The 12,729-nt window shown below is 71.2% G+C and carries 8 protein-coding genes; 6 read left to right on the plus strand and 2 right to left on the minus strand.

Annotated features, from left to right (window positions below; all coding sequences use genetic code 11):
* From EG812_RS03085 to EG812_RS03110, 6 genes are all read left to right on the plus strand, one after another.
* Complete coding sequence (locus tag EG812_RS03085) at positions 1 to 1,926, plus strand: copper resistance CopC family protein (RefSeq protein ID WP_126710681.1); 1,926 nt, start codon at positions 1 to 3, stop codon at positions 1,924 to 1,926.
* Positions 1,927 to 2,143: 217 nt separating this feature from the next.
* Positions 2,144 to 5,164 (plus strand): beta-xylosidase family glycoside hydrolase, encoded by a 3,021-nt coding sequence (locus EG812_RS03090; protein WP_233579355.1) that lies wholly within the window; start codon positions 2,144 to 2,146, stop codon positions 5,162 to 5,164.
* 70 nt (positions 5,165 to 5,234) lie between these two features.
* Complete coding sequence (locus EG812_RS03095) at positions 5,235 to 7,646, plus strand: family 43 glycosylhydrolase (protein WP_126710682.1); 2,412 nt, start codon at positions 5,235 to 5,237, stop codon at positions 7,644 to 7,646.
* A gap of 26 nt (positions 7,647 to 7,672) precedes the next feature.
* The gene (locus tag EG812_RS03100) at positions 7,673 to 8,305 is read left to right on the plus strand and encodes a hypothetical protein (protein ID WP_126710683.1); all 633 of its coding nucleotides are present in this window, start codon (positions 7,673 to 7,675) and stop codon (positions 8,303 to 8,305) included.
* Between the two features lie 94 nt (positions 8,306 to 8,399).
* Positions 8,400 to 9,293 carry a hypothetical protein gene (locus tag EG812_RS03105; RefSeq protein WP_013734614.1) on the plus strand — a complete coding sequence of 298 codons (894 nt, stop codon included), beginning with the start codon at positions 8,400 to 8,402 and terminating at the stop codon, positions 9,291 to 9,293.
* 65 nt (positions 9,294 to 9,358) lie between these two features.
* Positions 9,359 to 9,886: a P-loop NTPase family protein gene (locus EG812_RS03110; RefSeq protein WP_013734613.1), complete on the plus strand. Its 528-nt coding sequence runs from the start codon at positions 9,359 to 9,361 to the stop codon at positions 9,884 to 9,886.
* Between the two features lie 12 nt (positions 9,887 to 9,898).
* Here EG812_RS03110 and EG812_RS03115 read toward each other — a convergent pair whose 3' ends face one another.
* Both EG812_RS03115 and EG812_RS03120 read right to left on the minus strand, forming a co-directional pair.
* Positions 9,899 to 10,534: a response regulator gene (locus tag EG812_RS03115; protein WP_102655796.1), complete on the minus strand. Its 636-nt coding sequence runs from the start codon at positions 10,532 to 10,534 to the stop codon at positions 9,899 to 9,901.
* On the minus strand, positions 10,506 to 12,635 hold the full coding sequence (locus EG812_RS03120; protein ID WP_013734611.1) for a sensor histidine kinase: 2,130 nt from the start codon (positions 12,633 to 12,635) through the stop codon (positions 10,506 to 10,508). The genes EG812_RS03115 and EG812_RS03120 overlap by 29 nt, the downstream gene beginning before the upstream one ends.
* Positions 12,636 to 12,729: the final 94 nt, after the last annotated feature.

Below are 12,729 nucleotides of genomic sequence, written 5' to 3' on the forward strand. Positions count from 1 at the left end.
ATGCGTCGTTGCCCTCGGACCACGGTGCGGGTCACTTCGGGCCTGCTCGCCCTGCTGCTCGCCACGGCGGTCACCCTGCTCGCCGACACGACCCCGGCGGCGGCGCACGGCAACCTGGCGATGTCCACCCCGAAGGCCGACGCAACGGTGAGCGAGCCACTGACCACGGTGCAGCTCTACTTCACCGAGCAGGTGGTGCCGAACGCCTACTTCGCGGTCACCGCGCCGGGCGGTACCCGGGTCGACAACGGCTGGTCGCACGGGCAGCCCCGGCAACTCGACCGGCCGGTGCGCGAGTACTTCCTGGTCGACGGCACCTTCCAGCCGCGTGAGTACACGACCGGTTTCCCGGCGGTGGTGAACCTGGCACACCTGCCGGCCAAGGGTCGGTACACGGTCAGCTACCTGTCGGTGGCCTCCGACGGCGAGGCAGTACGCGGGACGATGAGCTTCCGCTACACCGGGGCGGTGACCCCGGCCCCGGCCGGCTGGCGTCCGCCCACCGACCAGCCGGACCCGTCCCTGGTCGCCGCGGCCGACCAGCACGGACACGACAGCGAGCCGTCACCCGCCTCCGCCGCCCCGCCGGCGGAGGCCCCGCCGGCCGCCGCACCGGCACCGACCTCGGACGGCGGCCCCGGCGCCGGGACCTGGACCGCCGTGACGATCGCGGTCGCCGCTGTCCTGCTCGGGCTGCTCGTCTGGCGTCGCCCGGTGATCGTCGGTCGGCTGCTCGGGCGAGCGGAGCGCACCCCGCAACGCGCTCGCGGCTCCCGCAAGGGACCGAAGAGCGTGCCGTCCCGCTCGGCCGCACCAGCCGGCCGGACCCGGTCGGGTTCGGCGACCAGGGCCCGATCCGGCGCGACCGACCGACAGCGTACGACCGCCGTGGCGACGGCCCGCTCCCGCGGCGAGGCCGTCACCGCCGGCCCTGCCGCGACTGCATCCTCGACCGCGCTGTCGACACCACCGTCGACGGCGCAGGGTGACGAGCCGCCGCCGGTCGATCGGTCGAGCAACACCCGGCTGGCGCTGCTCGTCGGCGGGTTGGTGGTCGCGCTGCTGGCCGGATTCGGGCTCGGTCGCCTCGGTGGCGGCGAGCAGCCGGCGGTGACCGACGCGCGACCGGGCGGCCTCAGCGTGCCGGCGGCCGGCTCTGCCGCCGACGGGCACCAGCATCCGCCGGGCACCGGAGCACACGCACACACCGGCGACGGCGGCGACCAGGTCGCCGGGGCGTGGGTCAGTGCCGCCGGATACACCCTGCAGCCGGTGCAGCGGTCCCAGCCGCCCGGCGTACGGGTGGACTACCAGTTCCGCATCGTCGACGGCAACCGGCAGCCGGCGACCGACTTCGCGGTCGTGCACGACAAGCCGCTGCACCTGATCGTGGTCGGTCGTGACCTCAGCGGCTACCAGCATCTGCACCCGAGCATGAGCCCGGACGGCGTCTGGACCGTACCGCTGGAGTTGCCCCGGGCCGGTGACTACCGCCTCTACGCCGACTTCTCCGTCACCACCGCCGACGGCCGGCAGCTGCCGCTGGTGCTCGGCGTCGACCACCACGTGCCCGGCGTCTACACCCCGGCGCAGCTGCCCGCACCGGAGCCGAAGGCCACCGCCGGGCCATACACGGTGTCGATGGAGGGCACGCCGACCATCGGACTGAGCGCCCCGATCGTGCTGCGGGTCGCCGGGGCCTCCGGGCCGGCGCAGTTGGAGCCCTACCTCGGCGCGTACGGGCACCTGGTCGTGGTGCGCGAGGGTGACCTGGGCTATGTGCACGTTCACCCCGAACCGGAGCTGGCCGACGGGGCGGTCACCTTCTGGCTGACCGTGCCGAGCGCCGGACGGTACCGTGCCTTCTTCGACTTCCAGGTCGGCGGGAAGGTGTACACCGCCGACTACACGCTTGACCTGAGCTGACCGCCTCGACGTCCACTGTGTCGGCCCTCGCGCGCCACCGCGCCGACCACACGGCTCTGCGCCCGTCTCATGGGAGGCGGGCCGTGGGAGCGCTCACATCGGACCTTCCGGGAGATGTTGCTTGAAGATTTCAAGCAAGTATCGAGCAGGGTCTTGACGATCGTTGTTAGCGCTAACACGATTAGGGTCCCCGTCACGCTCGCGTCTGGAGCTCGCTATGCAAGTGTCCGTCGCCGCTGCCTCCGACCCCCGCCCCGCGTCCGGGCCACCTCGCCCCACCACCTCGTTACGCACCGTCGCACGTGCCGCGACCCGCCTCGTGACCGCGCTGCGGCCGCGCCGCCGTGGCCTCGCGTTGGCCGCCGTCGGTGCGCTTGTCGGTGCCGGCGCGGCCGTCCCCGGCACCGCACACGCTGCCGAACCCTGGTCGCCCCGTCCGTCGTACACCTCGACGGACCGGGGTGACGGCACCTACACCGTGCCGCTGCTGCGCTCCGACGTGCCGGACATCAGCGTGGAGCGGGTGCCGGCCGCCGAGAACGACGAGGGCCGGGACATCTACTACATGATCAGCACCACCATGCACCTGAGCCCGGGTGCGCCGATCATGAAGTCCTACGACCTGGTCAACTGGGAGATCGTCAACTACGTCTTCGACCGGGCGAACATCGGCGACTCGTTCTCGCTGCGCAACGGCCAGAACTCGTACGGGCAGGGCCAGTGGGCCTCGTCGCTGCGCTACCACGACGGCATGTTCTACGTCGCCTTCAACACAAACAACCTGGGCGGCGCGTACATCTACCGCACCGACGACATCGAGAACGGCGCGTGGCAGCGTACGGCGCTCGGTCGGGGGCTGCACGACCCGTCGCTCTTCTTCGACCACGACGGCACGCCGTACATCTTCTACGGCAACGGCAACATCAGCGCCGTACGCCTCAACGCCGGGCTGACCGCCATCGTGGCCGAGTACCCGAACGTGTTCACCGCCAACGACTACGCCGGCCAGCCGTTCATCGGCGGCCTCTTCGAGGGCGCACAGTTCTACTACATCGACGGCCACTACTACGCGGTCATCATCACCTGGCCCTCCGGTCAGGGCCGCCAGGTGGTCATGCTCCGCTCACCGGAACTGCTCGGCCGGCACACCGCCCCCGGCGGGGTGAACACCTGGCAGGCGCGCGGCGTGCTCAACTCCAACGGCTTCGCCCAGGGCAGCCTGGTGCCGATCGCCCGCCCCGGCGGCGCCACCGACTGGTACGGCATGTTCTTCCGGGACACCTTCCCGATCGGGCGTATCCCGGCGCTGATCCCCGCCACCTGGTCCGACGGCTGGCCGACGTTCGGCACCGCAGGTGTGGTGCCGGTCGAGGGCGCGTTCGACAAGCCGATCCGGCTCAGCCCTGCGGAGGAACTGTTCGAGCGGCAGAAGAGCATCGTCGTCTCCGACGACTTCGCCAACGACGCGCCGCACAAGGCGTACATGGACGAGCAGTGGACGATCCCGACGCCGCCGGCCGTCGACGAGTCGCTGATCGGCGTCGAACTGCTGGACAACGCCGGCTTCGAGTCCGACGAGGTGTCGCCGTGGGCCGCGCAGTTCGGTGCGACGCTGACGCGGGACACCGCCGACCCGGCGACCGGCTCGGCGGCGCTGAAGGTCAGCAACCGTACGCTCAACGGCTCCGGCCCCCACCAGTACCTCGCCGGCAAGCTGCAGCACGGCGTCACCTACACCGTCTCCGCAAAGATCAAGTACACCTCGGGTCCGAGCAGCATCCGGTTCAACCTGGTCGCCGACTGGGGCACGGGCGTGCAGGTGATGACCTTCGGCACCGTCCCGGCGGGACAGTGGACCACCGTCACCGGCCAGTACACCCTGCCGGCCTCGGCGAACCTGAGCAACGTCAAGTTCGCCGTGGAGACGCCGTGGGCCAACCCGCAGCCGGCCACGTCCAGCGTGGAATATCTGCTCGACGACGTGTCGATCGTCGGGCAGCGCTCCACCACCGAACACCCGACCGAGGCCGAGATCCGGCCCAACGGGTCGCGGCTGGACATGGCCTGGGAGTGGAACCACGCACCGGACAACCGGTACTGGTCGCTCACCGACCGCGAGGGCTGGCTGCGGCTGACCACCGGCAAGGTGGTGACCGGCAACTACGTCTACACCAAGCTGTCCAACCGGGCCGAGCTGGCCTGGTTCGAGGAGGCCCGCAACACGCTGTCGCAGCGTACGTTCGGCCCCCGGCAGTCCGCCGAGACCAGGATGGACATCTCCCGGATGCGCGACGGTGACGTCGCCGGGCTGGCCGCCTACAACCGGGGCTTCTCGTACGTGGCGGTCAAGCGGGCCGGCGGGGTGAACACCCTCGGCGTGGTCAACCGGGGCCAACCCTTCGCCGTCGACCTCGACCAGTCGACGCTGGAGAACTTCGTGCCCGGCACGACCGTCGCGCTGGGCGATGCCACCGAGGTGCACGTCAAGGCCGACCTGGACTTCGCCGCGCCGACCGGGCAGCTGTGGACCACCTTCCACTACAGCCTGGACGGGTTGACCTGGACGCAGTTGGGCAACCGGGTCGGTCCGCAGGTGCTCGACGGCAGCCTCGCCCACTTCATGGGTCACCGGGTGGGCCTGTTCAACTACGCGACCCAGCAGACCGGCGGCCAGGTCGACTTCGACCACTTCCTGCTCAGTGACACCCTCACCGCGCAGAACCGGCCGTTGGACACCACCGCGCTCGACGCGGCCATCGCGTACGCCGGCACGCTCGACGAGGCGCAGTACCCGGCCGACGCCTGGGCCGCGATGCGGGCCGCGCTCGCCGCCGCGACCTCGGCACGGGCCGGCGAGTTCGGCACCCAGAACCAGATCGACGCGCCGGAACGGGCCCTGAGCTATCAGCTCGCCCGGCTCGGCGTGCTGCGCGCCGCCACCCCCGAGCTGCCGGTCACCGTCAGCGCGCAGACCCGGTGCGTCGCCGGCAAGGTCTATCTGGCGGTGCAGGCCCGCAACGACCACGACGGGCCGGCCGACGTGGTCGTGGAGACCACGTACGGCGAGCGCAGCTTCCCGGCCGTCGCGCCGGGCGCCAATGCGTACCAGCAGTTCACCACCAGGGCGACCGCCATCCCGGCCGGTACCGCGACCTTCCGGGTCACCGGCACGGTCGACGGCCGGGACGTGACCACCGTCCGCACCGCGGATCACGCCGCCACCACCTGCGGCGGCTGACCCCAAGCTGCCCCGGGGCCGGACCCACGCCGGCCCCGGGGCCCCGTCCCACGCTGAAGGAGGACATTTCGTGACATCACATCTGCGAAGGGCGACCCGTCGCCGGGTCACCGCGATCGCGGCTGCCGGTCTGCTGCTGGCCGGCTTCGTGTCGGCGGCGCCGGTCCAGGCCGCCGACACGAACCTCATCGTCAACGGCGGCTTCGAGGAGGGTTTGACCGGCTGGTTCGTCAACAACGGCAACTCCACCGACGCCGCCACGCTCACCCCCACCAGCGACGCCTACTCCGGTGCGACCGCGGTGCACGTCACCAACCGGGCGACCACCGGCTCCGGACCGATGCAGGACCTCTCCGGCAAGGTCCAGGCCGGCCAGACGTACGCGCTCAGCGCCCGGATCAAGTACGACAACCCACAGTCACCGGGGACGAAGCAGTTCTTCGCCACCATGCACTACGGCGGCGGCACCTACACCAACCTGGTCAGCGTGACCGCGACCCGGGGTCAGTGGGCGCACTTCAACGGCCAGTTCACCATCCCGGCCAGCCAGGGCGTGTCGACCGCCCGGCTGTTCTTCGAGACGCCGTGGACCAGCAACCCGGCAAGTGACCCCAACCTGCACCTGATGGACTTCACGCTCGACGACGTCTCGGTGGTCGGCGCCCCGCCGCCCCCGCCGGCGTCGAAGACCATCGAGGTGGTCGGCAAGCTGCCCGGCGAGCACAACCCGTTGATCGGGCACAAGTTCGGTGCCGACGGGTACGGCTTCGTCCACGACGGCCGGGTGTACATGTACATGACAAACGACACTCAGGGCTACGCCCCGAACCCGACCACCGGGGTCTCGCCGGGCATCAACTACGGCGACATCAACCAGATCACCGTGATCTCCACGACGGACATGGTCAACTGGACCGACCACGGTGAGGTCCAGGTCGCCGGGCCGAACGGCGTCGCGCCGTTCACCAGCAACTCCTGGGCGCCCGGCATGGCCAAGAAGGTCGTCAACGGCCAGGAGAAGTTCTTCCTCTACTACGCCAACAACGGCAGTTCGAGCAACGTGATCACGGGTGCGTCGCCGATCGGCCCGTGGACCAGCGAGCGCACCAGCACCCTGATCGACGGCCGTACCCCGGGCGCCGAGGCGGTCGCCTGGAAGTTCGACCCGGCGCCGTTCGTCGACGAGGACGGCGAGCCGTACCTCTACTTCGGTGGCGGTCCCGCGTCGACGAGCATGCCGGCGGCCGAGCGGTTCAACAACCCGAAGAACCTGCGCGCGATCAAGCTGGGCGACGACATGGTGTCGACCGAGGGCACCGCGGCCGTGGTGGACGCCCCGGTGGCCTTCGAGGCCGCGCAGGTGTTCAAGCGCGACGGCAAGTACTACCTGTCGTACTCGTCGCACTTCGGTGGCAGCGACTTCGGTGGCAACCAGACGCCGCTGCCCGGCTACCCCGGTGGCGGCCAGATCGGCTACATGATCTCCGACGACCCGATGTCGTGGCCCAAGGAGACCTACGCCGGTGTGCTGTTCCCGAACCAGTCGCAGTTCTTCGGCTCCGGCACCGGCGGCAACAACCACCAGTCGGTCTTCGAGTACGAGGGCAAGTACTACTTCACGTACCACGCGCCGACGCTGAACAAGCGGATCAACGGCAACACCACCCAGGGCTACCGCAGCCCGCACATCCAGGAACTGGCCTTCAACGCCGACGGCACCATCCAGCAGGTGGTCGGCACGTACGCGGGCGTCGAGCAGGTCCGTGACTTCGACCCGTACCGGGTGTTCGAGGCGGAGACCTTCGGCTGGAGCAAGGGCATCGCCACCGCCAAGGTCGACGGTGGCTCCGCCGAGTTTGGTGGCTCCGCGCCGAACCTGATCGTCCGCGACATCGACAACGGCGACTGGACGGCGCTGTCGTCGGTGAACTTCGGCGCCGGTGCCGGTACCGTGACCGCCAAGGTGCGCCCGCTGGCGGCCGGCGGCCAGATCCAGGTCCGGCTCGACGAGGTCGGCGGGCCGGTGGTCGCCACCATCGCGGTCGACGGGACGATCGGCGAGTGGACGGAGCTCTCCGCCCAGCTCGACGGTGTCTCCGGCGTGCACGACGTCTACTTCACCTACAGCGGCCCCGCCGGCGCCGACCTCTTCGAGCTCGACACCTGGCAGTTCACCGCCGCTGCCGCCGAGCTGCCGGTGACCGCCACCGCGCAGACCCGGTGCATCGGCGGCACCGTGTATCTGGCGGTGCAGGCCCGCAACGACCACGACGGGCCGGTCGCCATCGAGCTGGAGACCGCGTACGGTAAGCGCTCGCTGTCCGCCGTGGCGGCGGGGGCGAACGCGTTCCAGCAGTTCAACACCCGCACGGCGACGCTCGCGGCCGGAACGGCGACGGTCCGGGTCACCGGCTCGATCGACGGTCGGACCGTGACCACGACCCACACCGTGAACCACCCGGGCGCCACCTGCGGCGCCTGACACTACGGGCAGAAACGGAGCATTCAATGGACACAGGCAAACGCAAGCGGCTGCTGGCGGCCGGTGCCGCTGTCGGTCTGCTGGCCGGCGCGGTGGCGGTGGGTTCGCCCGCCTTCGCTGAGCCGGGTGACGAGGCCGGGGTGGAGGTGACCGTCGAGATCGAGGAGATCCGGGAGCCGGGTGTCCTGGCGATGACGGTGGCCGCCGATTCGGTGTTGTTGTCGGAGGACGGGTCGACGCTGCTGGTCCGCCAGTTCACCGGCAACCTGCCGACGGTGACGGTCACCGACACCCGTACGGCCGACGAGGTGCCGGCCGGTGCCGCGTGGGCCGTGCTGGGTAGCGCGACCGATTTCGTCGGCGACGCCGACCAGGCGTCGATCGGTGCCGGTCACCTGGGTTGGAAGCCGAAGCTGATCGATGGTGGGGACACCGGTCTGGTCAGTGAGGGTGAAGAGGTCGTCACGGTGTTGGACGAGCCGACGCAGCCGGGTAACAACGTGGGTCTGGTGGACCAGGAGTTGCTGGTGTCGACCTTCGATTCGGGTGCGGTGACTCCTGGCGAGTACACGGTTGACGCGGATCTGTTCCTGCGGACTCCGGCGGATGTCGAGGCTGGTGCGTACACCTCGACGCTGACCCTGTCCCTGTTCGAGTGAGTCGGTGGGGGCCGCCGCCCGGCGGCCCCCATCCCGGCCGGATCCGGTCGCGGATCGGCGAAACCAACAGGGGCCCGATTACGTCAGATCGGGCATGACAACCTCACGCTACGGGCGACTGGCCGTTCTGCCCCTGCTGTTGCTGGCGTCGGCGGCCTGCGGCCAGCAGGCCGGCGCCGACGGCGCCGGGGACTCCGGCGCTCCCGAGAAGTCCTACTCCGCCGACACCGTGGTGTTCCGGATGGACCACGTCGGCGGGTTCACCACACCCGCCATGCTGGCGACCCGGCTACCCGCCGTCAGCGTCTACGGCGACGGGCGGGTGATCACCCAAGGGCCGGTCACCCTGGCCTATCCCGGCCCGGCCCTGCCCAACCTCCAGGTCGGCACCATCAGCACCGCCGAACTGGAGAACCTGATCAAGGCGGCCCGGGAGGCCGGCGTGGGCGGCGTGAGCGACCTGGGCAGCCCACCGGTCAGCGACGTGCCCTCCACCCGGTTCACCGTCTTCGACGGCACCCGGACCGAGCAGCTGGAGGTGTACGCGCTCGAGGTGGGCGCGGACCCCGGCGCGGGTGCCGGCCAGGGTGTGACCGCCGATCAGCAGGCCGCCCGGGACAAGCTGCGCGCCTTCGCCGAATCCCTGACTGCGGAAACCGGCCCGCTGGGCAAGGCGACCACGGACACCCAGGCGTACGCGCCGACCGCTGTGGCCGCCGTCGCCGAGGACTACGTGACCAACTCCGAGGTCGGCGACCAGCCCGAGGTGGCCTGGCCGGGTCCGGCGCTGCCCGGTGCCCAGCTGAGCAAGGACCTGGGCCTGAGCTGCGTCACCGCCACCGGCGACCAGGCCAAGCAGGTGCTGGCCGCTGCCGCCACCGCCAACGCGGCCACCCCCTGGAGCTCCGAGGGCAGGCAGTGGACCGTCCACCTGCGGCCGCTGCTGCCCGACGAGACCGACTGCGGCGACCTCGCCAGCAAGCGCTGACGACCGATCGGGCGGTCGGGCGCTGACCCGACCGCCCGAGCAGACCTCGACTAGGCTGCACCGCGATGAACCCGCCCTCGCGCATCCTGGTCTACGGAGTTCACGGATCCGGCAAGTCCACCCTGGCCCACCTGCTCGCCCAGCGTCTCGGCCTGCCCTGGTACCCGGTCGACGACCTGCTCTGGGAACCGCGCTGGGTGGAGGTGCCGGTCGCCGTGCAACGCAGCCGGATCGAGGCGATCTGCCGCCGCGAGCGGTGGATCCTCGACGGCGCCTACCACGGCTGGCGGGACGTACCGCTGGCCCGCGCCGACCTGGTCATCGGCCTGGACTATCCGCGCGGGCTCTCCTTCCGGTGGCTGCTGCGGCGCACCATGAACCGGCTCTCCACCGGCGAGATCATCTGCAACGGCAACCGCGAGTCGCTGAGCAGCGTGCTGTCCTGGGACTCCGTGCTGCGCTGGCACCTCACCGAGTACGGCAAGGAACGCCGACGGATGCGGGCCTGGCATCAGGACTCCTCCGGGCCTCCCGTGCTGCTGTTCGACACCCCGCAGGCCCTGGAACGTTGGCTGGCCGGCCTGCCCCGCTGAGCCGCGCGCCGCTCACAGCCCCTGTTCCCGAGCCATGCTGATCGCCTGTGCCCGGTCGGCGACCTGGAGCTTGGCGAAGATGTTGGAGACGTGGTTGCGGACGGTCTTGGTGCTCAGCCCGAACCGCGCCGCGATCTGCGGATTGGTCAGATGCTGCGCGATAAGCGTGAGGATCTCCCGCTCCCGGGCGGTGAGTTCGGGAAAGGCGGGCTCGTTGCGGGCCAGTCCGGCGAAGTAGCCCATCAGCCGGGTGGCGATGGCCGGACCGAAGATCGCCTCACCGTCGGCCACCACCCGTACCGAGCGGATGATCTCCTGTCGACGGGCGCCCTTGAGCACGTAGCCGCGTGCCCCGGCCCGCAGCGCGGCGAAGACCGAATCGTCGTCGTCGGCCATGGACAGGATCAACACCCGCACATGCGGACTCATCCGGACCAGCCGCTCGGTCGCCGCGATGCCGCCCATGCCGGGCATGGTCAGGTCGAGCAGCACCACGTCGGGCTGGAGACGACCCGACACGGCCAGCGCCTCCTCGCCACTGGCCGCCTCACCGCACACCTCGATGTCGGCACTGGTGGCCAGCAACGCCCGCAGTCCCGCCCGGAACGGTGCGTGATCGTCAACCAGCAGTACCCGGATCTGATCCATCGGTCCCCTTCGTGCCGGTGAGCAGGGTGGCGGTCACCTCGGTACCGCCACCCGGTGTCGAGGTGACGACGCAGGAACCACCGAGTTCCTCGGCCCGTTCCCGCATCGAGTGCATGCCGACGCCGTCGGGTCGGCCCGGCCGGCGGCCGCATCCGTCGTCGCGTACCCGAAGGTGCAACATCCCGTGCTCGACCCACAGGCGCAGTTCGACCGTGTCGGCCCGGGCGTGCCGGCGGGCGTTGTTCAGCGCCTCCACCGCGATCAGGTAGGCGGCGACCTCGGCGGCGGCCGACAGCGGAGGCAACGTCGCCGGCACGTCGACGAGCACCCGCGGCCCGTCGGCCGGCCCGGTCGCGACGTGTGACCGCAGCGCCGCCGCCAGATCCATGGTGTCCAGTGCGGGTGGCCGCAGGCCGTTGACCAGCCGTCGCACGTCGGCCACGGCGGTACGGGCGTCGACCACGATCTCCTCCAGCAGCCGCTGCGTCGCCGCACCCGGCCCGAGTTCCTGAGCCGCCTCGGCGCGCATGGTCAGCCCGGCCAGGGTAGGCCCGAGACCGTCGTGCAGATCCCGCCGCAACCGCCGACGTTCCTCCTCGCGGGCCAGCACCAACTGTTCGCGGGAACGTTGCAGGTCGGCGGCGAGGGACTGGGCCCGGTCGAGGGTGCGGACCGCCTGCACGGCGACGCCGATGTGTCGGGCCAGGTCACGCAGCAGCCGCAGCTCCCGAGCACCGAGCGCGCTCTCCCCGGCCCGAGGGCCGAGCAGTAGGTGACCGACCGGCTCACCGGCGGCCAGCGGCAGCCGCACCGGCTCGGCCGGTGGCACCCCCAACCGGTACGACCAGCCGTCCACAGTGGCGATCTCCACGTAGGACAGTTGTAGCGCTTCGCGTACGGTTGCGGTGCTGGTGGCGAGGACGGCGGCGGCGTCCTGGGTCTGTTCCAGCCGCTGACCGAGCCGGGCCAGGACCGCGTACGGGTCGTCGCGTTCGCCGTACACCAGCAGGTTGACCCGCCGTTGCAGCCAGTGCCGCAGCGGTGCGACGAGCAGCGCGGCCGCCGCCGCCCCGACGAACGAGACCGGCAGGCTGGCCGAGGCGTCGAAACCGGCCCCGAGCAGGCCGACGACCAGCACGTACGTGCCTCCGACGGCCGTCGACAGGGCGACGAACACGGCGGTACGGCTGATCAGCAGATCGATGTCGAACAGCCGGTGCTGCCGGATGGCGATGCCGATCGCGATCGGGATCAGCGCGCCACTGATCCCGCCGGCCAGATCCCAGAACACGCTGCCGTACGGGAACAGCCCGGGACGCCCGTCGGTCGACCCGGCCACCAGTCGGGCGGCCACCACCGTGACCGCCAGCGCCACCGCGTACCCGAGCCACTTGACCTGCTGGCGGCGCACCCCGCGGGCGCGGCGGGCCTGCCAGGCGAGCGCCGCGCCCGCCGCCAGGAAGATCAGTGCGCTGGTCAGCGTGGCCGCGCCGGCGGTCAGGTCGGCGATCGGTTGCCAGCCCGCGACACCCAGCGGATTGACCGCGCCGACCGGTGCCACCTGTTCGTTGGCCCCGGGCCGCAGCGCGCCGGTGACCATCGCCGCCGCGCCGGTGACCAGTACCGCCCAGATCGCCGGCCGCCACTTCGGCGACGGCGGCCGACCGTCGGGGAAGAACACCGGGATCAGCGCCATCGCCGCGTTGCCGGGCACCCAGAGCCAGTTCTGCGGCCAGGCCAGCGCGGCGGCCAGCGGCAGCGAGCCGGGTGCCACGACGAGCCCGTGCGCCGCGTACTGGCCGCACGCCTCCTGCAAGGCGAAGCAGAACCCGCTGGTCAGGGCCAGCCAGCCGATCGGGTGCTCCGGGCGACGCGCAGCGACCGTCGCGCCGACGACCGCGTTCGTCACCACCAGGAACAGATGAGTGACGTCGTTGACCGTGGCGCGGTTGAGCACCGCCAGTCCGACGGCGGCGGCGGACAGCAGCAGCGTGGCGACGCACACCGGCCAGGCCGCCCGGCGCGCCCAGCCGAGGCGTACGTCGTGGCCCGGGTGCGTCGGCACGTCGGCCCGCTCGCTGGCCGTGCGGTGGCTGGTCATCGCGCCGCCGACACTAGCCGTCCCGTCCGGCCCGGTGGATCGGACGACCGGCCCGGCATCTCGAACGTCATGCCGAGCCGGCCGGCGTGATCCG

Origin of the sequence: Verrucosispora sp. FIM060022 (assembly GCF_003977705.1) — a bacterium.
Taxonomy (GTDB): Bacteria; Actinomycetota; Actinomycetes; order Mycobacteriales; family Micromonosporaceae; genus Micromonospora; species Micromonospora gifhornensis.